Source organism: Marinococcus sp. LNSP9103-4 (assembly GCF_056034345.1).
In genome coordinates this window covers 21,947-46,903 of record NZ_JBQLIA010000001.1, presented here as the reverse complement: position 1 = coordinate 46,903, position 24,957 = coordinate 21,947, and the positions used below count along the sequence as shown (strand labels likewise).

Genomic DNA, 24,957 nt, shown 5'->3' with positions numbered 1-24,957 from the left:
CGAAAAGGGGCAAAATAATGGCGCATTTTCACCACCATCCATCATCTGGAAAAAAAGACTATTTGGACGGAAAGGAGCGGCAGGAGGCACTGCCTCCCGAAAAAGTGCTTGAAAACCTCGCTCCTGAATCCTCCGCCCGCATACTGGATTTAGGAGCCGGCACAGGTTATTTAACGCTCCCTGCGGCGGAAAAAACGAAAGGACAGGTCTTTGCGTTTGATCGCGACCTGGAGATGCTTGAACTTATTGTAGCCAAGGCGGGTGAGAATTCTCTTACCAATATAAGCACTGTGCAGGGGGAGATGAATCAACTGCCGTTTTCCAATGCATCTGTGGAAGTGGTTCTGGCTTCGCTCGTGCTGCATGAAGCTTCGTCCCTTGCGCTGGTTCTCGAGGAAGTGCAGCGGGTACTTGTACCGGGCGGACGCCTGGTAATAGTGGAACTGGAAGATTACCCATCCAACGCACATCAGGCACCGCGCATTTCCCCGGAACAGATGGAGAGGATGGTCATCGAGGCCGGGATGCTTGTAACCGGGCGGTCCTTCCCGGCAAAAGGGTTTTATAAAGTAATAGCAGAAAAAGACGCATAGATAATAACTTCAAGAAAAACTATATTCTCATTTGACATTTTCACAAATTTCCTCTATATTTATTGATATTGATAATCATTATCACTATTGATAAGTAATACATAAACATATATGGGGGAGAAAACATGGGAATCGTTCGAAATCCAAAACGCTTACTGGGCATTACTGCTGCTTCTGTAGGGGTAATAGGAGCACTTGCCGGCTGTTCCGGCCAAAATGATTCTGACGGGGCTGAAACGTCCGGGTCGGAGGGAAATAATGAGCAAGAGGAAATCGTAATTGAGCACGCCTTTGGGGAAACGGTCATTGAAGGAGAGCCGGAGCGGGTGGCGACAGTGCAGTGGGGGAACCAGGATACGGTGCTAGCCCTGGACGAGGTACCTGTCGGCTTCTCCGCAGCTAATTACGGCGTTACTAATGATCAGGGCATTCTGCCATGGACAGAGGAAAAGCTGGATGAACTAGGGGCCGAAGACCCCAACGTTTATCAGGATACGGATGGCCTCGACTTTGAAGCTGTTTCCGACAGCAATCCCGACGTCATTCTTGCTGCTTACTCGGGTATTACCCAGGAGGATTATGATCTGTTGAGCGAAATTGCCCCGGTGGTTGCCTACCCGGAATCGCCGTGGACGACCTCGTGGCGTGACCAGATACGGTTAAATTCGAAAGGCATGGCTATGGAAAACGAGGGCGAAGAGCTTATTACAGAGACGGAGAACCTGATTGAAGAGAAAGCCTCTGAATATCCGGAAATCGAGGGCAAAACTGTCGCATGGGTGAATTTTTCCGCCAATGATTTGTCCGAGCTGCATTTTTACACGCCGGCCGACCCACGCGTCTCCTTTTTAAATGAACTGGGGTTTGAAAACCCGGACAGCGTAACGGAATTAGTCGAGGACGAATCGGCGTTTTCGGTAACGATGAGTGCTGAAAATGCGGATGCGCTTAATGACGTCGATCTGATCATGGGCTACGGAGATGAGGATTTGTATGAAGCCGTCCGCGCCGACCCACAACTCGGACAAATCTCTGCTGTTAAAGAAGGCAACGTAGCATTTGTTGAGGATGGATCTGAACTGGGAGCTGCAGGAACGCCAACAGCGCTGTCGATTCCCTACACAATCGATGAATATCTGGAACTGATTGGAGAAGCGCTCGACGAATCCGATGAGTAGTATTTTGAAAAAAAGAAGCACTGCTATTGATTATGTACCGAGGCACCTGACAAAAGTACTTGCTTTCTTTTCCGCTGCTCTGGTTGTCTGTGTGCTCGCTTCCCTCGTTTTAGGGGCACGGACGCTTACGTGGGAGGAAATAACAGCCGGGTTGTCCTACTCGGGCACAGGGTCGTACGCCGTAAGCGTCGTGCAGGAACGGGTGCCGCGGACGGTGTTCAGTCTTTGCTGTGGGGCGGCTCTCGGCATATCCGGAGCGCTCATGCAGGCTGTGACCCGGAACCCGATTGCTGACCCGAGCATCCTGGGGGTAAATACAGGGGCGGCGTTGTTTGTGGTGGCAGGTCTTGCATTCTGGAATATCAGCACGGCGGGGCAGTACATCGGCTTTGCGATTGCAGGGGCCATTATCACAGCCGTTTTTGTGTACGGGATAGGCTCGATGGGACCGGCAGGGGCCACCCCGCTGAAGCTCGTATTGGCCGGAGCTGCCACAAGCGCGGCTTTGTCTTCCATCATCAGCATGATTATCCTGCCGCGGTCGAACATTTTGGATCAGTTCCGGTTTTGGCAGGTAGGAAGCGTTGGGTCCGGGAGCTGGAACAGCATTTTAGCGTTTTCTCCCTTTCTGGTGGTGGGGGTCATACTGGCTGTGCTGTCGGCTTCGGCGCTCAACGCGCTGGCTCTGGGAGATGAGGTGGCCACCGGGCAGGGCGTCCGCACCGGGGTGCTGAGAATTATCGCCGCCTTTGCAGGCGTTATCCTGTGCGGGGCGGCTACGGCGCTTGCAGGGCCGATAGGCTTTATCGGGCTTATGTCCACTCATTTCATCCGGCTGCTGCTCGGCCCTGATTTACGCTTTATTATTCCAATATCAGCGATGGTCGGAGCCATCATCCTTACGACAGCGGATGTTTTGGGGAGGATTGTGGTCAGCCCGGGTGAACTGGAAGCGGGCGTAGTGACGGCATTTATCGGTGCCCCGCTGTTAATCTTTTTAGCTATGCGAATGAAAGTGCGGTCGTTATGAATAATGTGATAAATGTAATCATTGCTGAACGCCGGCAGCGACGACGGAGATGGATGATTGTTAATATGCTGCTGGTGGTGCTTTGCCTGGCGCTTTGCGGTGCCATGCTGCTGCTTGGCAATACGATCTATTGCGTACCGGAGGTGTTTCGGGCGCTGACCGGGGATACGTCCGGCAGCGCCTCCTTTGCAGTTAACACGATCCGGCTGCCGCGCATGCTTGCCGGGCTTTTAGCCGGTTTTGCGTTTGGCATTGCCGGGAACGTCTTTCAGACTATGCTGAGAAATCCGCTGGCCAACCCCGAAATACTGGGCATTACCGCAGGATCAAGTGTGGCGGCTCTTTTTTGCATTCTCATTCTGCATACGAGTGATGGGGTCGTTTCCATCGCCGCACTGATTGCCGGACTTGCTACCGTGATCATTATTTATGGCTTTTCAAAAGCGGGATCGTTTTCCACGGGGCGCTTGATATTGATTGGTATCGGCGTTCAGGCAATGCTCACCGCGTTTATATCGTACCTGCAGCTGATCGGCCGACAGGAGGATTTGTCGAAGGCGCTGCAGTGGTTAAGCGGCAGCCTGAACGGGGTACAGCTTGACGCTATGCTGCCGTTAATCATCGGAGTGGTGGTCTGTGCGCCAGTGGTTATAGCGCTTGGGAAACATTTAAGTATACTCGAGCTCGGCGAACAGTCAGCCGTCTCGCTCGGGTTAAATACGGACGTGACGCGAATACTGCTTATTCTCAGTTCGGTAGGGATGCTTGCTCTGGCGACGTCGGTAACCGGTCCGATTGCGTTTGTCGCTTTTCTTTCGGGGCCAATCGCCAAACGACTCATAGGAAACAGCTTCACAAGCGTGATCCCTGCCGGCCTGATTGGTACCAATCTTGTGCTGGCCGCGGACCTGCTTGGCCAGTTCGCATTTGATACGAGGTTTCCGGTCGGCATTATTACCGGGGTGCTCGGTGCCCCGTTTCTGCTGTATCTGCTCATTCGAATGAATCGAAAGGGAAGTTTATAATGAAATCCACTCACCAGTTCCAAACGGAAAATATTGTCGCCGGATATGATCAGAAAACGGTGCTTGACCATATCAACGTGCAGATTAAGAGCAATCAGATTAATACGATTATCGGCGCGAATGCGTGTGGGAAATCCACGCTTCTGAAAGCCATGGCCCGTCTGCTTAAACCGCGGGGAGGGAAAATCACCCTCGATGGCAAAGCAATACATAAAATTCCCTCCAAGCAGCTGGCACGGACCCTGGGGCTGCTGCCGCAGTCGCCTATTGTGCCGGAGGGCATAACGGTTGCAGACCTGGTCGGAAGAGGCAGATTTCCGCACCAGTCGCTCCTGAAGGGGTGGAGCCTGAAGGATTATCAGGCGGTTGCAGAGGCGATGGAAACGATGAACATTACCGGGCTCGCGGAGCAGAACATCGATGAACTCTCCGGTGGTCAGCGGCAGCGCGTATGGATTGCGATGGCCCTGACACAGGAGACCGATATTTTATTTCTGGATGAGCCTACGACATTTCTGGATATTACCTATCAGCTCGAGATTTTAGATCTGTTAACCGATCTGAACCGTAAGCACGGTACGACTATTGTGATGGTACTTCATGATGTAAATTTATCCGCCCGCTATGCTGACCATATTTTTGCCCTTCGTGAAGGACAGCTTGTGGCAAGTGGTACGCCATCTGAGGTGATTACAGCAGATATGATGAAGAACATTTACGATTTGGACTGCACCGTTATCGAGGATCCCGTATCGCTTTCTCCTTTAGTGGTACCGAAGGGGCGTTATCATAATCAAAGCGGAGAATAGTATCATTAATCATATTTTTATTTAAGCTTGTTAAGGTATATCACAGGGTAATTGATGCTCGAAAAGCGAATACAGCAATTTTTTAAATCGAGACTGGCCTTTAAAAGGGCAGTCTTGTTTAGTTTGTTGACCTTCTAGGAACATTCTCACGACAATGCACAGGTTTATGCGCGGATGAAATTGGTTATGAAGGGTATTAATCACTGTTTTTGATTGAAAATGCATATGATTTAAGCATTTCATGATAAAATACGTACAATAAAAGATGATTGCGGATGAAGGAAATTCATATTCTTTATTGATTACATATACCTAAAACTTAAGACATGTGATAAAATTAGTCAACACTATGAAACTACCGTATACGTACTTAAATATTCGCAAAATAGAGAGCGTTCCTAAGCAGAGCGGGGGATAAAATGAAGCATAAAGAAATAGCGCAGATTAAAACCCAGGAAGTGGCGAAGCGTGTCGCTCTGTCGATGCTTGTTTTGGTTCCGGTATTTATGCTCGTGAATTTTTATGATGTGCTTTTTTTGGGCGCGCCGCTTGAAAGAGAGGGACTGATTACAAGACTGCTTACGGGCGTAGTTATCCTGGGGCTCGTGCTTTGGATCTTATTCCGGCGCAGCGTGGAGCAGCGGGTACAGCGGAATTATTATCATGCTTTGTTCGATCAGCCGCTTTCCCCGGTGTTTCTTTTGAATGACCAGGGGAGCGTCATTGAAGTAAACGAAAAACTGCTTGAAATGCTGAACAAGGAACGTGACACAGTAATCGGCCTTTCGATGAAGGAATTAAATTTTACGGATCATGCGTTGGTGGAAAAATATATGGACCGGGTCATGAAAGGAAACTCCCAGCACTTTGAAGTAAACCTGCGAAGGCAGGACGGATCGCTTATGGAGCTGGAAGTGATGGCAAGCCCGGTTTTTATGTATAAACGTATTATTGGCATGATAGGGATTATCCGGGATCGTTCCAAGCAGAATGCGAACGTCCGCAAGCTTGAACGTCTCGCGAACGTGGACGGCCTGACGGGCCTGTCCAACCGGCGGGCGTTTAATGATGCCTTTGACCGATACTGGAGTGAAGGCATGGAACGCCAGTCCCCGCTTGCGGTGATGATGATTGATCTGGACGAATTTAAAAACTTTAATGACACGTACGGACACCTCGAGGGTGATGAATGCCTTAAGCAGATCGCCGGGGCTATACACGGGGTGTGCATGCGTTCCGGCGGAATGGCCTCCCGTTTTGGGGGAGAAGAGTTTGCCCTTCTGCTTCCGAAAACAAACAATAAAGAAGCCAGGGCCATTGCCCACGCAATCAGCGACGAAGTAGACAAATTGAATATCCGCCATGAAACATCGAGAGTGAGCCCGAAGGTGACGGTCAGCATTGGCGTAAACGTTGTCGTTCCGGCTATTCACCGCCGCCGGGAGGACATGATGCACAAAGCGGATCAGGCTCTGTATGAGGCAAAAAGCAATGGAAAAAATATGGTGAAACTGTAACAGACACCCGTGCAGCATAAAGAGGTGACAGAATGGATAGCAGGCAGCAAAAGGCTGCGAACAAAAAATCGATATATGCAGGGCGCTTAAAGAAGGATTTCTTCGGCAGCGCCCTGCTTCTTTTAGTAACAATAATTCATTGGCTGTCGGCTGATTTCACAATGGGGACGTATTTGTTTTACGGAGTGGTTTATACGGTGCTCGCAGCGGAGGATATGTATATTTACCGTAAATGGAAAGCAGAACAGCTGTGGATAGAGAAAAGCCTGCGGCGCAAACTATAAACGCTAGGAAGGAGCAATGTCAGATGAAGCTTACGATACACCGGTTAACGGAAAACGATATTCCGGCACTTGCAGAACTACCCCGGGAAGTGGGCTGGGACTACGATGAAGCGGAAATGAAGGCGGTGCTCGCTTCGGGAGCGGTATACGGTCATAAAACTCCGGAAGGCACCGTGGTCTCCAGCTCGGCTGTAATTCCATACGGGGAAACGGCGGCTCTCGGTCTTGTTATTGTCCGGGAGGCTTACCGGCGACAGGGGCTGGCCCGGGAAGCAGTGAAGGCGTGTTTGGATTTGGTGCCGGAGAAAGCCAGTGTGATGCTGTTTGCCACTAAAGAAGGGAAACCGTTGTACCGAGAGTTTGGGTTTGAAGAAGCAGGCCTGGTGTACAAATATACCGCCCCGGGCCAAACGTTGAATACAAACAGCACTATTCTGCCGAAAAATATAAGAATGCACGAATCCTCCGATTGGGGCAGCATACAGGAGCTGGACCGTGAAGCGTTTGGGGAAGACCGGGAAGCTTTTTTACGCCACCGGTTTGTTCAGGCATATCGTTCTCTTGTATTAATAAACGGAAACAATCAGCCGGTAGGCTTTGGTCTGTCGATCTGGCATGAAGGGCAGCTGCTGATTGGCCCGGTCACAGCTCCGGATGAAAGAGGAGCAGCTGCATTAGTTGAACAGCTGATTGAAGCGCATCCGGTGAAGGTCCGGATTGATCTTACCGCAGAAAGCAGCATTATAACGAAAATGCTTGGGAAGTACGGCTTTGAAAAACAGAGCGAACCGCATAGGATGGTGCGGCATCCCGGAAAGTTAGGCTCCAGGAACGGGACCTTGTACGCTATTGCTTCACAGATCTTCGGGTAAAGAACAGGCCTTCGTTAAAATTAAATTTTCATGAAGCTTACTGCCTGAAACAGGATATCTGGTGGCAGATTGTGTTACTTTATTAGGAGAGAAGTGCGGGGGCATGAAGATTTGCCTGGATTTTATTAATGGTGGGGAACCGTGGGAGAGATATCATGATCAGTGGACCATTCACAACATCTATACTTCCAGGAGTTATAGCTGTCCTTTTTACGCTGCTGTTTGTGCTGAAGGGATGGGCGCTCTGGGTAAAGCTGCTGCCGGGAATTGCACTTATGGCCGCAGCTATTTCGCTTTTTTATTACGGCTATATGCATATCCGGGGGTTTGAGGGGGCATCGTACGGTATTCTGGGAGGATTTTTAAGCCTCTATGCCGTCGTATGCTTTGTAATAGCCGGTTGGGATTTGCGTAATAGTAATTTTTTTAAGTAGAAAGCTCGTTTTTTGGGTACATAAGCTGTAAAAGGAGGTATCCCGTGATGTGTGGAAGATACACGCTCGTTCATTCTAAAGAGGCGTTGGAACGAGCCTTCGGCGCAGCATTTCCGGAAGGGGAGGAAAGCTACAACGTAGCGCCGTCACAGAAAGTGCTGGCGGTGGCCTCCTCTACTGAACAGACGAAAGCCGGCTGGCTGCAGTGGGGGCTGATTCCATCCTGGGCAGATGATAAGAAAATCGGCCATAAAATGATCAACGCCCGGGCGGAAAGCGTTGATATCAAGCCAGCGTTCCGCCGCCTGCTTGAACGCCGGCGCTGCCTGGTTATTGCCGATGGGTTCTATGAATGGGACCGGGAAGGCGGGACAAAGCAGCCGTACCGGATAACGGTCGACAACGAAGCGTTGTTTGCGTTCGCCGGCCTGTGGGACAGGTGGGAAGGCGAAGATGAAACGATCACGTCCTGCACGATCATTACGATCGAAGCCAACGACTTAATGAAGAGTATTCACCACCGGATGCCGGTGATTCTGGATGAAGCCGCACGAAAAACCTGGCTTGATCCGCATGAAACCGATAAACAAGTGTTAAAATCACTGCTTCAGCCATTCGACGCTTCCCGGATGACGATGTATCCTGTAAGCACCGAAGTAAACAGTCCAAAACATAATCATGCTGCATTAATCGAACGCTCGGGGTAAAACAAAGAGCCCGGCTTTTCCTGTAACAAAGGAGAAGCCGGGCTCTTTTTGGTTGAAGTCTACATCCGTTAGTGTCAACTTTCATCGAACTTTCTTACAGCAAGGGCGGCTCCGATTTTCTCGCTGTCCAGCTTCGCCACCCAGCCGTCCAGTCCATTGGCTGCATCCTGACTTCACCGTCTTTCGACGCTTCCAGCCAGGATTACGCCAGCCGTCTGGGGCCTGCGTAGCAGGTCAGTTCGATGTTGTCACGAAAGTGACGTCTTTCATCGAACTTCCTTCCAACAAGGGTGGCTCCGCTTTTATTATATCTTTTTCCGTGCGACGGCTTTGCGCATTTTAGCCACAGCTTCCTGTGCCTGGTCTTTCTTCTTGATGCAATAATTTACATACAGGCCGTCGAGGAGCGAGAGCTCGGCAAGCCTGGAGGCGAGCGCTTCGGAGCGGTATTCGGTTTCGCGGGAAATGGTCTGCAGCGTCAGGTCGGCCTTCTGGCTGATCGGCGTTTTGGCATAGCTTGTAATCGCGATAATGCGTGCGCCCTGTTCTTTGGCCACATCCATCGCTTCGAGGACGTCTTCATTGGCCCCCGAGTGAGAAATTACAATCGCTACGTCGTCTGGCTTCAGCTGAGAGGCAGCCATGACCTGCCAGTGGGCATCGGTATAGGCGTGGCTTGGAAGTCCAGTGCGCATAAACTTGTGCTGGCCGTCCTGCGCAGTGACGCCGGAGCCGCCGCTTCCATAAAAATGGAGCTCTGATGCTTCAAGCAGGTACTGGACCGCCTGGCGGACGGTGTTTTCATCAAGCACCTCCTGGGTGTAGGTGAGCGCATTTTTGTTGCTTTGAAAAACCTTGGACATAATCTCTGCTTCGGTGTCGCTTTCTTGGATCGTTTCATGAATGTCTTCGATCGGTTCGATAATGTCAGAAGCGAGCGCGATTTTCATCGCCTGGTAGCCTTTAAAGCCGAGCCGCTTGCAGAAACGGAACACGGTGGCGTCTGCCAGGGAAAGCTGGTCGGCTACCTGATTGATGGTCGAATGGACGATGGTTTCGGGATTTTGCAGCATATAGTCGGCGATTTGCTTTTCTTTATCACTAAAACTGTTGTACAGCGATTGGATCCGCTGGCGGACGTGAGTCGTTTCGGTAGCCATGAGTATCCCTCCGGAGAAAAAAGTCTTACCTTTATCATAAAGGAATAAATTTCACTTAGCTATTAAAATGCACGAAAAAAATTTTCTTAAAACGCTTGCATAGAATTTTATTTCACGTATAATAACGAATTGAGAAAAATATTTTCACCAATTGAAAGCGTTAGCGAAAGCGAGGGAGTAAATGTTATGGCTGAGTCACTTACAGCCGGCGTGGACATAGGCACAACGAGCACAAAAACGCTGGCGTACGATACAGACGGAAGGATCTGGGCGGAACGGGAGCTTGAATATCCAATTTATTCTCCGGACCCGGCCTGGAAGGAGCAGGACCCCTACGAAATTCTTCGCGCCGTCGAACAGACACTGAAAAACGTCGTCGAAGACGTTGCGAAAGAAGGAAAACATATTGGCACAATCGGCTTCAGTGCAGCGATGCACAGCATACTCGCTGTAGATGAAAACGGTGAGCCGCTCACACAGGCACTCACCTGGGCGGATCAGCGGTCGGTGCACGAAACCGAAACAGTAAAAGCCGAAAACGGGCAGGACATTTTTGAACGGACCGGCACCCCGATTCATCCAATGGCGCCGCTGACGAAAGTTATGTGGTTCCAGAAGCACCGGGAAGAAATCGCCGCAAAGGCAGCGAAATGGATTTCGGTGAAGGAATTTCTTTTTCATAAATGGTTCGGGGAATACATCGTTGATTACTCCATCGCTTCCGCTTCAGGCCTTTTCAATATTCATAAAAAAGAGTGGGACGACAGAGCGCTGGCTCTTGCCGGTATTACGGAAAATCATTTATCCCGGCCGGTGAGTACGACGTACAAGCGCAGTGACTTAAACAAAGATGTTTGTAAGCGGCTGCATTTACAGGAAACGACAACAGTCGTCATTGGGGCAAGCGACGGAGTGCTTGCAAACGTCGGCTCCGGGGCGCTTGAGGAAGGCGTGGTTGCCTGCTCGATCGGTACAAGCGGAGCGATACGCACGGTCATCGACCGGCCGTACACGGATCCGAAGGGACGAATATTCTGCTACGCACTGACCGATGACCTGTGGGTGATCGGCGGTCCGATCAACAACGGCGGTATAGCACTTCGCTGGATGCGGGACAAAATTATGCCGGATCTAAAGGAAGAGTGCCGCAAAAATGGTACAGATCCTTACGACGTGCTGACGGAAATGGCAGAAAGCGTGATGCCGGGTTCCGACGGTCTGCTGTTTCTTCCGTACATGACCGGTGAACGCGCCCCGTTCTGGAACAGCGATACGAAGGGCGTATTTTTCGGCCTGACGCTGCACCACGGTCGCGAACAGATGGTCCGGAGCGTTATGGAAGGTGTCATGATGCAGATGTACGCCGTAGTAGTGGCGTTGATTGAAGCCGGTATCAACATTAAAGAATTCCGTGCCAACGGCGGCTTTGCCCGTTCGGAACTGTGGAAGCAGATGATGGCCGACATATTCGAAAGCGACATTGTCGTTCCGGACAGCCACCAGAGTGCCTGCTTCGGCGCCGCCTGGCTCGCCATGACGGCCACCGGGCAAAAGGACAGCCTGGATACGATTCACGAACTGATCCCGATCGAAACACGGCAATCCCCAATTATGGATAACGTGACAGCATACCGGGACTTGAAGCCGATTTTCCTCCGGCTTGCACGCAATCTTCAATCTGAATTTTCCGCGATTGCCGACGTGCAGCGTGCACACGCAGAAGGCAAACGCACACTATCAACTGAAAAAGGAGAAATACTATGACGACTTCAGCACCGTGGCTCATTATTGTAGCCGTATTAGCAATTGTTGCACTGTTATTTTTAGTTATGAAGACGAAGCTTCAGGCCTTTATTGCCTTGCTTCTCGTCAGCTTCCTCGTCGGTATCGCCGTCGGCATGCCGCCAAGTGAAATTATAACGACCATCGAAGAAGGGATGGGCGGCACCCTCGGATTTATTGCCGTCGTGATCGGCCTTGGGGCCATGTTTGGGGAAATGCTCCGGGTGTCCGGGGGCGCAGAACGCCTGGCGCTGACACTTGTTGATAAATTTGGAGAAAAGAACGTCAGCTGGGCACTTGCACTTACAGGCTTTATCGTTTCGATTCCCGTCTTTTTAGACGTTGCACTTGTTATTTTAATTCCAATTGTATACAGTCTTGTCCGTAAAACGAAAAAATCACTCGTATACTACGGTATTCCGCTTGTAGCTGGTCTTGCCGTGACGCACAGCTTTATTCCGCCAACGCCGGGACCGATTTCGGTTGCTTCGATCATCGGCGCGGATCTCGGCTGGGTCATTCTGTTTGGTACAATTGCCGGCCTTCCGGCAGTAGCCATTGCTGGTCCATTGTTCGGTAAATACATGGCGAAAAGAATCGACATCGGTGTTCCGGAATACATGATGGAGCAGATGAGAAACGTCGAGTACGACCGCGAGCTGCCAAGCTTCCGCAGCGTTCTCGCTATCATCCTTCTCCCGCTTGTGCTGATTCTGCTTAACACAGGCTCGGGGGTTTTCCTTGTAGAAGACAGCACAGCTTATGAAATACTGTCCTTTATCGGGGACCCATTCTTTGCACTAACTGTTGCAGCACTTTTAACATTTTATGTGTTCGGTATCCGCCGGGGCTACTCGAAGCAGGAAGTACAGCAGATTACGACGAAAGCCCTTGAACCGGCCGGTATTATCATTCTTGTTACCGGTGCCGGTGGTGTATTCGGTGAAATGCTGATCCAGTCAGGCGTTGGCGATGTACTCGCAAACGCGATGGAAAACGCGAACATGCCAATTCTTGTCTTTGCCTTTATCACAGCTGTTCTTGTCCGTGTAGCCCAGGGCTCTGCGACCGTTGCGATGGTAACAGCTGCCGGCCTTGTAGCGCCGCTGCTTGAGACATATGACGTCAGCGAGGCAATGCTCGGTCTGCTTGTTATTACAATTGCTTCCGGTGCCACAGCCTTCTCCCACGTGAACGACTCCGGGTTCTGGCTGGTCAGCAGGTACTTCGGCCTGAATGAAAAACAAACGCTCCAGACATGGACCGTTATGGAAACAATTATCGGTTTTGTTGGTTTTGGTGTGGCACTGATTTTAAGTATCTTCGTATAAATAGAAAAGAGGAGTGGAGAACATGAAAGCAGGAATTATTGGGTTAGGAAAAATGGGGTATAATATTGGCCTGCAGATGCTTGACAAAAATCACGACGTGGTTGCCTATGACCTGTCCGAAGAATTTCGCGAAAGCTTTAAGGGTGACGGAGGAAGCACAGCCGCCTCCCTGCAGGAGCTGGTGGATCAGCTTCCGAAGCCGCGCATCATCTGGGTGATGGTGCCGGCCGGGGATGCGACCGATCAGGTGCTTACCGAAACGGCATCGTACCTTGACGAAGGTGATATTTTAATCGATGCCGGCAACTCCCATTACAAGCGGACACTGGCTCATTATGAAGCACTTGAAGCAAGGGGCGTCCACTTTTTCGACGTCGGCACAAGCGGCGGCATTTCCGGTGCAAGAAACGGCGCCTGCCTGATGATCGGTGGACGCAAGGACATCTTCCCGGTGCTCGAGCCGCTGATGGAAGACCTGTCGGTGGAAAACGGCTACCATTACACCGGGGAAGGCGGCAGTGCCCACTACTTGAAAATGGTGCATAACGGCATCGAGTACGGCATGATGGCCGCGATGGGCGAAGGATTTGAACTGCTTGAAAAGGGTCCGTTCGACTATGATTACGAGCAGGTCGCCCGCGTCTGGAACAACGGCTCGGTCATCCGCGGCTGGCTGATGGAGCTGATGGAGGAAGCCTTCCGCGGCGATGCGAGACTCGACGAGATCCGCGGCGTGATGCATTCGTCCGGCGAAGGCAAGTGGAGCGTGGAGTCCGCGCTCGAATACGAGGCAACAACTCCGGTCATTGCGCTCTCGCTCATGATGCGCTACCGTTCGCAGGAAACCGATACCTTTAATGGCAAAGTGGTGGCTGCCCTCCGTAAAGGCTTCGGCGGCCATGCCGTAGAAAAAAGTGAATAGCAATGTCCCAGAGGCCCGGATGGTATCCGGGTCTTTTTTCGTATTTTAGAAAAACTGCGGCAAATGCTTCAACTGCCTTGAAGTATTTCCGATAGTAACAGTAACGAAGAAAACGGCAGAAGGGAGCCTATCATTTATGCGAGTATCCGGGTTTGCTTCAGGAATGGATATTGACCAGACAGTAAAGGATTTAATGCGGGCGGAGCGCCAGCCGATCAACAAGCTGAATCAGCAGAAACAGACGCTCGAGTGGCAGACGGAAATGTATCAGGATGTAAACAAGCAGTTTTTTGATTTCCGGAACACGATTTTTGATTCGATTATGAAAAAATCGTCGATGACGGACCGCTCAGCGACGTCCACTAATGACAGCCGCGTGAGTGCCAAGGCGTCAGCGGATGCCGGTAATGCCACCTATTCGATCAGCGAGGTAAAACAGCTGGCGAAATCAGCATCGCAGAGCAGCTCGGAACGGGCGACCGGGCCTGATTTTTCCGCTACGGAAGCGGTTGGCAGCCAGAAATTTGCAGACGGAAAAGAACCGCAGTGGAGCGAAGGTGTGATTCAAAGCAAAACGATTAACGCCGACGGCGGTACTTCCTACAGCGTGGAAGGCAGCAATCTTAAACAAAACACGGACGACATGATCGTGAAGGTAAGCGGAAAACAGTATGAGGTAGTGACCGGCACGGCTCCGCTCGAGCCCGGCCAGGTGCGCGCCAGCTTTAACGACGGCCAGATTGATCTGGAATTTGGTTCGGCGGTAACGAGCGGCAAAAGCATCAGCGTGCAGTATGCAGCGGTAGATGAAACTAAAACCATTGAGGCAGCTGTGCCGACCTCTTCTTTTTCTCTGGGTAAGGGAGCGATTGACACGCTGAATATCACCGCAGGCGGTAAAGAGCTGACAATTGTGACGGATCCGGAACAGGAGCTCGCGGCAGACGAAGCCTACGTGGATACGAAAACAGGAAGAGTGACGCTCGGCGAAGCGGCCACCGGAACGATTGAAGCAACATTCACCCAGCAGTATTCCACGAATACCATTACGACCTTTGATAAAAAAGGAAACGAACAGAAAAACAAATTTACGTTCACGAGCGCGCAATCGATGAATAACATTATGAGCGCGATCAGCTCGTCCGGAGCGGGAGTGAGTGCATTTTACGATGAGCATTCGGGTAAAGCAGCGCTCACCCGTTCGGAGACCGGTGACTTTAACAAAAACGGCGATGAAATGCTTTTTTCGGGTGACTTTTTCAATAACACTTTGGGTCTGAATAATGTCGAGGGTGAGTCCAACCAGGGCGAACAGAATGCCGTATTTACAATGAACGGGCTGGAAACCGAACGGGCGAAAAATACGTTCGACGTGAACGGCATGAGCATCACGCTTAAAGAAACGTTCACTGAAGCAGACGGCGCGGTAACGCTTGGATCGGATACAAATACCGATGGTGTCATGGACACGATTAAAGGATTTGTTGAAGAGTATAATAAGATCGTTGAAGACGTGAACGGGAAGCTGAACGAAAAGGTAAACCGGGACTTTAAGCCGCTCAGTGACGAGCAGAAAGAAGAGATGAGCGAAAAAGAAATCGAAATGTGGGAAGAAAAAGCCCGCAGCGGCCTGCTCCGCAGCGACAGCTCCATTTCGAATGTGATGAACAATATGCGTTCGCTTTTGTACGAGCAGGTGGGGGGCACCGATTCAGCATACAATACGCTCTATTCGATCGGCATTACGACAAGTTCGAGCTACACCGACAACGGCAAGCTCGAAATCGATGAAGACAAGCTGCGCCAGGCGATTGAAGATGACAGTGAAGGGGTGTACCAGCTGTTTGCCGCGAGCGGCTCAACAACCGAAACCCAGGGACTTGCCCGCCGGATGAGGGAAACGCTCGACAACGGCGTGTCCGCTCTTGCTGAACGGGCCGGGGGCTACAAAGGCAAGCTGCTTCCGCACCAGTTTACGCTCGGCCGCAATATGGAAAACATCGACGACCGTATTGCCCAATTTGAGGACCGGATGGCATCAGTGGAAAACCGGTATTACCGTCAGTTTACAGCGATGGAGCAGGCGATGAGCCGGGCCAATTCGCAGTCCAACTATTTGATGCAGTTTATGAACAACGGCCAGTAACAACAGCACCTTCTTGAGGAGGAAGAAAACATATGAGTTTTAACCAGGCACAGGCAATGTACCAGCAGGCAATGAAGCAGACGACTGCACCGGATAAAGAGAAGCCGCAGAAAACATTCAGGCCAAAACAGGCAGCACCTGCTCCGAAGCCGGCACCGGTCAAAACGAATCCGTACCAGCAGCAGGCAATGCAGACCGCCTCACCGGGAGAGCTCACGCTTCTTTTATACAACGGCTGCCTGAAATTTCTCCAAAAAGCGGAGAAGGCGATGAATGAGGGAAAGGTTGAAGAAAAAAACAAGCTGATGATTCGGGCCCAAAACATTATCGGAGAGCTGATGATTACGCTGAAAACGGACAGCGATCTTGGCAGCAGCATGATGCAGATGTATGACTACATGTACCGCCGCCTGATCGAAGCGAATGTCAGTAATGACACAGACGCTCTGCGGGAAGTGTACGGACTTGTCGAAGAGTTCCGCGACACATGGAAGCAGGCGATGCAAAAAGACCGGGAGAGCCGTTTCCGTGAAGGCGGCCGGGTATAATGAGTGTAATCCGTGAACTGTATGTCACCACCCGGGAGCTGTACAAGAAAGTGGCGCAGCCCATGCCGGAGAATGAACAGCCAAGGGATGAGTACATTGAGAGCGTAGATCTTTTTCTGCAGGCACGGGACAGACAGCTGAAGGACCTGCCGCCAGTAGAGGAATGGTCAGAGGCCGAGCGTCAGCTCGGGGAAGAGACGGTCAAAATGAATCTTTATATTGACGACCGGCTAGCCGGCTGGAAACAGGTGATCCGCACGGAACTGCAGGGAAGCCGTCAAAAACGCCGCCATATAGGAAAATATGAGCAAACCGGCGCCACGGCTTCAGCCTATTTTTTCGACAGCAAAAACTAATACGTAAAACCTTCAGGCCTCGACCTGAAGGTTATTTTATGTATGCGTGCTTCGATTATGTTATAAACGGCTTAAAGGATAAAAAAAGGGGCAGGTAATGATGAGCGAACATCTCCGCAGGGCAGAAGCAACATTTCTGGAGCAGTACAGCGACTGGCTGCAGATGGTGCAGGAAAGTATGGTACAGGTGACAGGCTTTTACCGGGAAGGGTTTGAAGAAAACGGAGACCGGCTGCTCGACAGCACGACCAGGGAGCCCTCGCTGTTTTCCTCGCAGACAGTGACGATGGCGTATCTGTTTGGACAGGAGGAAGAATGGAAGCAGGATCTTGAAGCTTTCGAGCAGGCAACGGAAGAAGTGCGGGGCCTGATAGATGCAGAAGCGATGAGCAGCGCCGAAAAGATGCGATACGTTGCTTCGGTATATATGCCGGTGCTTGAACGCTGGAAGCTGCGGGTGACAGCACTCGCGCGTAAATAAACAGGCAGGGGGCCGGCTCCCTGCCTGTTTATTTATTCGTCGCTGCCCTGTTCGGAAAGAGGCGGCAGCCCCAGCCTCTGTTCAAGCGTCGGCAGAGAGCCGTGATCAATAATCCAATTCGCCGGCTGGCGGTCCGGATACATGAGCTCGGAAATACTCTGGCCTTCAATCTGGCTGAACCGTTCACCTTCCTCCCACTCCTGCAGATTTTCAAAGTTCAGCTCTTCCGCCGTAGCGATGACGTTGGAAGGAGCACTGATTGTCTGCTCATTGTTTACCTCATCATAGGCAAACGTGAGGGACTGAGTGGAGGAAGCAGTCTGCGGAGTCTGACTGTTATTCATGGCAATTTTAAAATCTGCCTGAATGCTTTTAGTCTGCATCGAGTCCTTATCGATAGTAATAGTGTAGACAGTATCTTCCAGGCTTCCGGCAAACAGCATGTCGTCAATTAAGTTGTCAAAATCTTCATTGGTGAAACCAACCGTGCTCTTCACGAGCTCACGCATTTGATCGGAACGCCCTCGCGCCTCGATCACATATTCCGACTCCTGTTCGTCCATTTGAAAATCTGTAGCGTAAGCTTCGATCAGCTCCAGCACAGCCGATGGTTCGCCGATGGACTGACTTGAAGCACTCAAATCACCGGTGAATTCATCCGGATACTTGATCCATTCTTCCTCTGCAGAATCATACGTAAAAAAGCCTTCGGCCGTCAGGTAGCGCTCGATTTCCTTGGGCTCCTGCTCGGTCGTCTGCAGTGTCGAAGACTCATGATAGGCGAACGGATCGGTACCGACTTCCACATGGGAGGTGAGCTCATTGGTAACCGGCTCTTCCTGGGCCGGGCCGATGGTCTGGTTCATGTTTATATTAATAGAATAACGGTCTAATTCCTGCATATATTCAATACTTTCAGAAAGAACCTCATCAGAAGCCGGTTCCTCATCTGAAGCTTGGTTTTCCGTGGGATCTGGTTCATTGTCAATGGATGAACATCCTATCGGAAGGACGAGACTTAAAGAAACGAGAAGTACGCCAAAAGACTTCCTCATGGAACCTCCGACCTCCATCTAAAATTCATTTTACATATTTTTTAAGAATACCACACTTTTACACAAAAAAGAATAAGACCTCGTTCACGGTTGTCTTCCACCGCTTTCCAGAGAGGGTGGAACAGATATGGACTGTGTAGTGGAAAGTGCCCTCGGCAGCAGGAGACCATAAGAAAGAAACCCGGCGGATGCCGGGCTTCTGGTGCCCGGGACGGCCGCTTAGACAAGGGGAGCGGCGCCCGGACGGACAGAACAGTGTGGGAGGTTGCTGCTGTCAGAGGTATAAGGGGAAATATGTAGAAGAGTAAGCAGCCGAAGTGCTGCTGCCTGGTACTATCATATGTTCCGGAGCTCCGGAATACAAGGGGAGACGCGCTTTTAGGCTTTATTTTGAAATAGGGGCTCCTGCCCGTGTCCTATTCTAAAATAGGGAGCGTCTGATTTATAAATGAGCAGAATAATAATTGAGAATTGCGGGTATAGAACGAACGATGCACATTCCGCATGAAAGGGAGTAATAATGGTATGTTTGGAAAAATATATATTAACGGTGAATGGAAACAGGCAGACGAAGGAACCATTGATGTCGTGAATCCGGCAAACGGAGAAGTAGTGGGAGAGACGGCTAACGCAGGCGAAGCGGAAACGAAGGAAGCGATTAATGCCGCCCACGAGGCGTTTGATTCCTGGTCGAAGACGACGGCGTACGAACGGGCAGACATTCTCCGCAAGATTCACACCCTCATGATGGAGCGCCAGGATGAACTCGGCGAGCTGCTGACAAAGGAAATGGGTAAACCACTTGCGGAGGCAAAAGGCGAAGTAGCCTATGCGGCCTCCTTTATTGAATGGTACGCAGACGAAGCAAAACGGGTATACGGGGAGACCATTCCATCCGGTTCGGAAAACAAGCGGCTGATGGTGATTCACCAGCCAGTCGGCGTGGTCGGCGCGATTACCCCGTGGAATTTTCCGCAGGCAATGATCACCCGTAAAGTAGGACCGGCTCTTGCCGCAGGGTGCACGATCGTGCTGAAGCCAGCAAAGAATACGCCGCTGTCCGCCGTTCGTTTCGTGGAAATATGTGAAGAAGCGGGCGTACCAAAAGGAGTTATCAACCTGGTTACCGGCCAGAGCTCGTCGGCGATTGGCAATGAACTGATGTCGAACGAAAAAGTCCGTAAGGTTACATTTACCGGCTCCACCGAAGTCGGAAGCAATTTGATGGAGCAGGGCGCCCAGGATATTAAAAAGCTGTCGCTTGAACTCGGCGGTCATGCGCCTGCACTCGTCCTTGACGATGCAGACATCGAAAAAGCGGTCAATGGCGTCGTGGCCTCAAAATTCCGTGCGTCCGGACAAACGTGCATCTGCGTCAACCGTGTGTATGCCGATGAAAAGGTATACGAAGAGTTTGTCGAAAAATTTGCGGAGGCATGCAAGGACCTGAAGGTCGGCGACGGTATGGACGAAAACGTGAAGGTCGGCCCGCTGATTGATAAAGACGCATACGACAAAGTTAAACGTCACGTGCAGGATGCCGTCGATAAAGGCGCAAAAGTTGTAACCGGCGGTAACGGTTATGAAAAGGACGGCGGCTATTACTTTGAACCGACCGTGCTCCGTGACGTCAACCATGACATGATTATCATGCACGAAGAAACGTTCGGACCGGTGGCACCGGTGCAGAAAATCACCAGTGATGAAGAAGGTGTCAAGCTCGCGAACACGACGCCGTTCGGTCTTGCTTCGTACTTCTTTACCGAAAACATGTCCCGGGGCATGAAAATTGCCGAAGGACTCGAATACGGTATTGTCGGCTGGAACGACGGTGGCCCTTCGGCCGCCCAGGCGCCGTTTGGTGGCTGGAAGCAGAGCGGTATCGGACGCGAAGGCGGACGTCAGGGCATTATGCCGTTTCTTGAAACCAAATATATTTCAATGGGATTATAATAGAAATACAGACTGCGCCGGAACGATCCGGCGCAGCTTTTTTATGTGAAATTTTTGGTTGAGCCAGCGCTTACATTTAAAAGGGTTTTATCTGTTTCATAAGTCCTGAGACCCTTTTGTTATGCCACATTCTTTTCACTTTTTAAAAAAATTTTGTTGTTTGAAAAGGATTCTGCAAAAGGAATATAGAAAGTAGACACATAACGATAAGGAGGGGTTCACTTGATGAACTTTAACATTCGCGGGGAAAACTTAGAGGTGACTCCAGCTCTTCGAGGTTACGTAGAAAAGAAAGTGAGCAAGCTTGAACGTTACTTTGATACAACCCCTGTGGCGGACGTCCATGTAAATATGGAAGTTCAAAACAGTGAGAAAATTTTAGAAGTGACCATCCCTATGCCGCAGCTGCTGCTCCGCGCAGAAGAAACGCATACGGATATGTATGCGGCGATCGACCTTGCGACGGACAAGCTCGAACGGCAGATTCGAAAATATAAAACAAAAGTAAATCGCAAGTTCCGCCAAAACGGCAAAACATCGGAAGTATTTAAAACCAATATTGAAGAATTAAATGAGGAAATTGCTAATGGCGGTGTGAAAGAAGCTCCGCTAACGGATGAAGTGACAGAGGAAGATGACGGCCTTGAAATCGTCCGGACCAAACGGTTTAATTTAAAGCCGATGGATACGGAAGAAGCAATCCTTCAGATGGACATGCTCGGCCACAACTTTTTCGTCTTTGCTAACTCTGTCAGCGGTGACACATCAGTCGTATACAAACGCCGCGACGGGCGCTACGGCCTGATTGAGCCGGAAGAATAATTATATGAATCAACAAGCCCTGTGCGGGTAATGCGCAGGGCTTGTTTTAGTTTTGCCGGGAGCACGGGTACTCGTTGTAACAATAGCGGAATACTGTTAAAATGTACGGTGATGCTTAGAAATACAACGATTCATTTATATATGTAAAACGACAGATAAATTAGGCTTCGAGCCCTTACTATCAATTAAAACAACTATGCGCGTCAATCGTATTTCGGCTAGATGGTACGAAAGAGAGGACGATGATTAAACCATGAGAGGTTTATTGAAGAAAGTCATTGGAGATACAAACCAAAAATATGTAAAAAAACTGGAGAAAAAAGCGGAAAAAATAGAGGCTTTTTATGAAGACATCCAGGCTTTGAGCGATGAAGACCTTGCCCGTAAGACAGAAGAGTTTAAAGAACGCTATCAGCAGGGTGAAAAGCTTGAACAGCTATTGCCGGAAGCCTATGCGGTTGTAGCAGAAGCATCGACACGTGTGCTGGGAATGACTCCCTTCCGCGTACAGCTGATGGGTGCCATTGTATTAAACGACGGCGATATCGCGGAAATGAAAACCGGGGAAGGGAAAACCCTGGTCGCAACCATGCCGGTCTACTTAAACGCCATTACCGGCAAAGGCGTGCACGTTGTTACCGTCAACGACTATCTGGCCAAGCGTGACAGCGAGACTTTAGGAGAGCTTTACCAGTTCCTCGGATTGAACGTCGGCCTGAATTTAAAAGATATGAGTAAAGAAGCGAAGCGGGAAGCATATCTGGCTGACATTACGTATGGGACCAATAATGAGTTTGGCTTTGATTACCTGCGGGACAATATGGTTCTGTACAAGGAACAAATGGTGCAGCGCCCGCTTCATTTTGCCCTCGTCGACGAAGTTGACTCGATTTTGATCGATGAAGCGAGAACGCCGCTGATCATTTCAGGCTCGGTGGAGCAGTCGACCAAGCTTTACGCAGCGGCTAATGTATTTGTGAGCCGGCTGAAGGAAGAGCGGGACTACACGATCGATGAAAAAACCAAAACGGTGCTTTTGACCGATGAAGGCGTTACCCGGGCGGAAAAAGCGTTTCAGATAGAGAATTTATACGATCAGCAGCACGTGCAGCTGCTGCACCATATCAATCAGGGATTAAAAGCCCACGTAACGATGCACCGCGACGAGGACTATGTGGTGCAGGACGGAAAAGTAGTCATCGTGGACCAGTTTACCGGACGTTTGATGGCTGGCCGCCGTTACAGTGAAGGCCTGCATCAGGCCATTGAAGCGAAGGAGGGCATGCGGGTGCAGAAGGAAAGCATGACGCTCGCTTCAATTACGTTCCAGAACTACTTCCGGATGTACCAGAAGCTTGGAGGTATGACGGGTACGGCAAAAACAGAGGAAGAGGAATTCCGAAATATATACGGCACGGATGTCGTGTCGATTCCTACCAACAAACCGGTCGTTCGTGAAGATAAATCCGATTTGATTTTTAAAACCCGGGAAGCGAAATTCCGTGCGGCTGCCGACAGGATTGCTGAGTTGTACGAAACCGGCCAGCCTGTGCTCGTCGGTACAGTTAACGTTGATACGTCCGAGTTGATCTCCCGGTACTTGAAAAAGAAAAACGTTCCTCACAACATCCTGAACGCAAAAAACCACGAAAACGAAGCGAAAATCATTGAAAATGCCGGGCAGCGCGGGGCTGTCACTATTGCAACCAACATGGCCGGCCGTGGTACCGACATCAAGCTCGGAGACGATGTTCCGGATCTTGGCGGACTATTTGTAATCGGTACCGAGCGGCATGAAAGCCGCCGTATCGACAATCAGCTCCGCGGGCGTGCCGGACGTCAGGGAGACCCAGGTGCTTCCCAGTTTTACCTATCCATGGAAGATGAGCTGATGCGCCGGTTTGGCTCTGATAATATGAGCAGCATGATGGAGCGCCTCGGAATGAGTGAAGATCAGCCGATCGAAAGCAAGCTGGTCACCCGCGCGGTGGAACAGTCGCAAAAGCGGGTAGAAGGCGCCAACTATGACTCCCGGAAGCAGATCCTGCAGTACGACGATGTGATGCGCGAGCAGCGTGATATTATTTACGCCCAGCGGATGGAAGTGCTCGAGTCGGACAATCTGCGTGACATCGTGCTCCGTATGCTGGATTCTACAGTGAAAAATATTGTTGCAGCCTACACGCCGGTGGAGCAGGTGCCGGAGGACTGGGACCTGGAAGGCATGCTTCATTACCTGAATACGACCGTTCTGAATGAAGGTGATTTGACAGAGCAGGACGTTAAAGGTCTTGAACAGGAAGAAGTTATCGAAAAGGTATGGGAAACAGCAAAAGGGAACTACGAAGCAAAGGAGCAGGAATTTGACGAAGAGTCCATGCGTGAATTCGAAAAAGTGCTGCTCCTCCGGTCGGTGGACCGGAAGTGGATGAACCATATCGATCAGATGGACCAGCTCCGCCAGGGCATTCACCTGCGGGCTTACGGCCAGAATGATCCGCTTCGGGAATACAAATTCGAAGGCTTTAATATGTTTGAAGACATGATTGCCTCCATTGAAGAAGAAGTAGCGACGTACGTAATCAAATCGGAAGTGAACGAAGAGAACCTGCAGCGCCAGGAAGTCGCTAAAGGAAAAGCAGTGCGGCAGGACGAACAGGAAGCAGAAGAAGAGCAGCCGAAAAACAAAAAGAAATCAGCTCCGGCAAACGGTAACCGGAAAATGCCGGTGCCGAATAAGCGGTAATAAGAAACGAAAAACGGCAGGGACAAGCCCCGAAGTGCTTAGCTTCGGGCTTTTTCCTTGCCACCTACATTCAGAAAGGGGATTTCTTACATGGATATGGCAGAAATTCGAAACGAACTTGAAAATATGGCTAAGCGATTAGCGGACTTTAGGGGGTCTCTTTGACTTCGATGCCAAGCGGGAGCGCATAAGCGAACTCGAAGAAAAGATGACCCACCCCGGCTTCTGGGACGACCAGGACGCCTCCAAAAAAGTTATTGATGAAAACAATGCGTTAAAGGATATTACCGAGGGCTATCGCGAGCTCGAAGAACAGCACGAAAATCTCGAGGTGTCCTATGAGCTTGTAAAGGAAGAAGACGATGAAGATTTAAAAGAAGAGCTCGAATCAGGCACAAAGCAGCTGAAAAAAGACATTAACGATTTTGAGCTGCAGATGCTCCTCAGCGAGCCGTACGATAAAAACAACGCCATTCTGGAGCTGCATCCCGGCGCCGGCGGTACCGAATCCCAGGACTGGGCGTCCATGCTGCTCCGGATGTACACCCGCTGGGCAGAAAAGAAAAATTATACGGTGGAAACCCTGGATTATCTTCCCGGGGACGAAGCCGGCCTGAAAAGCGTCACTATGATGATTAAGGGATACAATGCCTACGGCTTCCTGAAAGCGGAAAAGGGCGTGCACCGGCTCGTGCGGATCTCCCCGTTTGACTCCTCCGGACGCCGGCATACCTCCTTTGTCTCCTGCGAAGTCATGCCGGAAATGGAAGACTCCGTAGAAGTGGAAGTGCGGACGGAGGATTTGAGAATCGATACGTACCGTGCGAGCGGTGCCGGCGGTCAGCACGTAAACACGACGGACTCCGCCGTGCGGATTACCCACCTGCCGACAAACATCATCGTCACCTGCCAAAACGAGCGGTCCCAGCTGAAAAACCGGGATCAGGCGATGAAAATGCTGCGTGCGAAGCTGTATCAGCGCCAGATTGAAGAACGCCAGCAGGAAATGGATGAAATCCGCGGAGAACAGAAAGAAATTGGCTGGGGAAGCCAGATCCGTTCTTACGTTTTCCATCCATACAACATGGTGAAAGATCACCGCACGAATGTTGAGATGGGCAACACGCAGTCAGTGATGGACGGCAATCTTGACCCGTTCATCGATGAGTACCTGCGTGCAAGCATGAAAGTATAACAAAGGGCAAA

At 50.6% G+C, this 24,957-nt stretch carries 22 protein-coding genes and 1 pseudogene; 21 read left to right on the top strand and 2 right to left on the bottom strand.

What is annotated here, in order from left to right:
- The first annotated feature begins 17 nt into the window (after positions 1-17).
- The 10 genes from ACTRXG_RS00225 (at position 18) to ACTRXG_RS00180 (ending at position 8,449) form a co-directional block, all read left to right on the top strand.
- The gene (locus ACTRXG_RS00225; protein ID WP_474283432.1) at positions 18-593 is read left to right on the top strand and encodes a class I SAM-dependent methyltransferase; all 576 of its coding nucleotides are present in this window, start codon (positions 18-20) and stop codon (positions 591-593) included.
- A gap of 125 nt (positions 594-718) precedes the next feature.
- Entirely contained in the window at positions 719-1,771 is a 1,053-nt protein-coding gene (locus ACTRXG_RS00220) for an iron-siderophore ABC transporter substrate-binding protein (protein ID WP_474283430.1), read from the top strand.
- Entirely contained in the window at positions 1,764-2,801 is a 1,038-nt protein-coding gene (locus tag ACTRXG_RS00215) for a FecCD family ABC transporter permease (protein ID WP_474283428.1), read from the top strand. Before ACTRXG_RS00220 ends, ACTRXG_RS00215 begins: the two co-directional genes overlap by 8 nt.
- Positions 2,798-3,826 (top strand): FecCD family ABC transporter permease, encoded by a 1,029-nt coding sequence (locus tag ACTRXG_RS00210; protein ID WP_474283426.1) that lies wholly within the window; start codon positions 2,798-2,800, stop codon positions 3,824-3,826. Before ACTRXG_RS00215 ends, ACTRXG_RS00210 begins: the two co-directional genes overlap by 4 nt.
- On the top strand, positions 3,826-4,635 hold the full coding sequence (locus ACTRXG_RS00205) for an ABC transporter ATP-binding protein (protein WP_474283424.1): 810 nt from the start codon (positions 3,826-3,828) through the stop codon (positions 4,633-4,635). The genes ACTRXG_RS00210 and ACTRXG_RS00205 overlap by 1 nt, the downstream gene beginning before the upstream one ends.
- Positions 4,636-5,054: 419 nt before the next feature.
- Complete coding sequence (locus ACTRXG_RS00200) at positions 5,055-6,152, top strand: GGDEF domain-containing protein (protein ID WP_474278330.1); 1,098 nt, start codon at positions 5,055-5,057, stop codon at positions 6,150-6,152.
- 32 nt (positions 6,153-6,184) lie between these two features.
- The gene (locus tag ACTRXG_RS00195) at positions 6,185-6,436 is read left to right on the top strand and encodes a hypothetical protein (RefSeq protein WP_474278332.1); all 252 of its coding nucleotides are present in this window, start codon (positions 6,185-6,187) and stop codon (positions 6,434-6,436) included.
- Between the two features lie 23 nt (positions 6,437-6,459).
- Positions 6,460-7,308: a GNAT family N-acetyltransferase gene (locus ACTRXG_RS00190; protein WP_474283422.1), complete on the top strand. Its 849-nt coding sequence runs from the start codon at positions 6,460-6,462 to the stop codon at positions 7,306-7,308.
- 155 nt (positions 7,309-7,463) lie between these two features.
- Entirely contained in the window at positions 7,464-7,742 is a 279-nt protein-coding gene (locus ACTRXG_RS00185) for a hypothetical protein (RefSeq protein ID WP_474278336.1), read from the top strand.
- A 47-nt stretch (positions 7,743-7,789) separates the two neighbouring features.
- Positions 7,790-8,449, top strand: coding sequence for an SOS response-associated peptidase (locus ACTRXG_RS00180; RefSeq protein ID WP_474283420.1), 660 nt, complete (start codon positions 7,790-7,792; stop codon positions 8,447-8,449).
- 305 nt (positions 8,450-8,754) lie between these two features.
- Here ACTRXG_RS00180 and ACTRXG_RS00175 read toward each other — a convergent pair whose 3' ends face one another.
- Positions 8,755-9,609, bottom strand: a complete 855-nt coding sequence (locus ACTRXG_RS00175) for a MurR/RpiR family transcriptional regulator (RefSeq protein ID WP_474283418.1) — start codon at positions 9,607-9,609, stop codon at positions 8,755-8,757.
- A gap of 186 nt (positions 9,610-9,795) precedes the next feature.
- Between ACTRXG_RS00175 and ACTRXG_RS00170 the strand changes: the two genes are divergently transcribed.
- The 7 genes and pseudogenes from ACTRXG_RS00170 to ACTRXG_RS00140 all read left to right on the top strand — a co-directional run bounded on the left by ACTRXG_RS00170 (position 9,796) and on the right by ACTRXG_RS00140 (position 17,175).
- Positions 9,796-11,373 carry a gluconokinase gene (locus ACTRXG_RS00170; RefSeq protein WP_474263101.1) on the top strand — a complete coding sequence of 526 codons (1,578 nt, stop codon included), beginning with the start codon at positions 9,796-9,798 and terminating at the stop codon, positions 11,371-11,373.
- On the top strand, positions 11,370-12,722 hold the full coding sequence (locus ACTRXG_RS00165) for a GntP family permease (protein ID WP_474283416.1): 1,353 nt from the start codon (positions 11,370-11,372) through the stop codon (positions 12,720-12,722). Before ACTRXG_RS00170 ends, ACTRXG_RS00165 begins: the two co-directional genes overlap by 4 nt.
- A gap of 22 nt (positions 12,723-12,744) precedes the next feature.
- The gene (gene gnd / locus ACTRXG_RS00160; RefSeq protein ID WP_474278342.1) at positions 12,745-13,644 is read left to right on the top strand and encodes a phosphogluconate dehydrogenase (NAD(+)-dependent, decarboxylating); all 900 of its coding nucleotides are present in this window, start codon (positions 12,745-12,747) and stop codon (positions 13,642-13,644) included.
- 136 nt (positions 13,645-13,780) lie between these two features.
- Complete coding sequence (gene fliD, locus ACTRXG_RS00155; protein ID WP_474283414.1) at positions 13,781-15,790, top strand: flagellar filament capping protein FliD; 2,010 nt, start codon at positions 13,781-13,783, stop codon at positions 15,788-15,790.
- Positions 15,791-15,963: 173 nt separating this feature from the next.
- Positions 15,964-16,338, top strand: a pseudogene (fliS, locus tag ACTRXG_RS00150) (flagellar export chaperone FliS); the annotation flags it as partial.
- Positions 16,338-16,694, top strand: a complete 357-nt coding sequence (gene fliT, locus ACTRXG_RS00145; protein WP_474283412.1) for a flagellar protein FliT — start codon at positions 16,338-16,340, stop codon at positions 16,692-16,694. The pseudogene fliS and the gene fliT, both read left to right, overlap by 1 nt.
- Before the next feature lie 97 nt (positions 16,695-16,791).
- A complete protein-coding gene (locus tag ACTRXG_RS00140) occupies positions 16,792-17,175 on the top strand; it encodes a DUF8042 domain-containing protein (protein WP_474283410.1) in 384 nt (127 codons plus the stop codon).
- Between the two features lie 32 nt (positions 17,176-17,207).
- Here the strand turns inward: ACTRXG_RS00140 and ACTRXG_RS00135 are convergent, their stop codons facing one another.
- Entirely contained in the window at positions 17,208-18,230 is a 1,023-nt protein-coding gene (locus ACTRXG_RS00135; protein WP_474282737.1) for a DUF6612 family protein, read from the bottom strand.
- Positions 18,231-18,755: 525 nt separating this feature from the next.
- On the opposite strand from ACTRXG_RS00135, the gene ACTRXG_RS00130 reads away from it, so the two are divergent.
- The 4 genes from ACTRXG_RS00130 to prfB all read left to right on the top strand — a co-directional run bounded on the left by ACTRXG_RS00130 (position 18,756) and on the right by prfB (position 24,946).
- Positions 18,756-20,183, top strand: a complete 1,428-nt coding sequence (locus ACTRXG_RS00130) for an NAD-dependent succinate-semialdehyde dehydrogenase (RefSeq protein WP_474283408.1) — start codon at positions 18,756-18,758, stop codon at positions 20,181-20,183.
- A 225-nt stretch (positions 20,184-20,408) separates the two neighbouring features.
- The gene (gene hpf / locus ACTRXG_RS00125) at positions 20,409-21,005 is read left to right on the top strand and encodes a ribosome hibernation-promoting factor, HPF/YfiA family (RefSeq protein ID WP_474263085.1); all 597 of its coding nucleotides are present in this window, start codon (positions 20,409-20,411) and stop codon (positions 21,003-21,005) included.
- A 253-nt stretch (positions 21,006-21,258) separates the two neighbouring features.
- Entirely contained in the window at positions 21,259-23,751 is a 2,493-nt protein-coding gene (gene secA / locus ACTRXG_RS00120; RefSeq protein ID WP_474283406.1) for a preprotein translocase subunit SecA, read from the top strand.
- A 90-nt stretch (positions 23,752-23,841) separates the two neighbouring features.
- A protein-coding gene (prfB, locus tag ACTRXG_RS00115; RefSeq protein WP_462866311.1) for a peptide chain release factor 2 occupies positions 23,842-24,946 on the top strand; the annotation gives its coding sequence in 2 pieces (ribosomal slippage) (positions 23,842-23,913 and positions 23,915-24,946; 1,104 coding nt in all).
- Positions 24,947-24,957 lie beyond the last annotated feature (11 nt).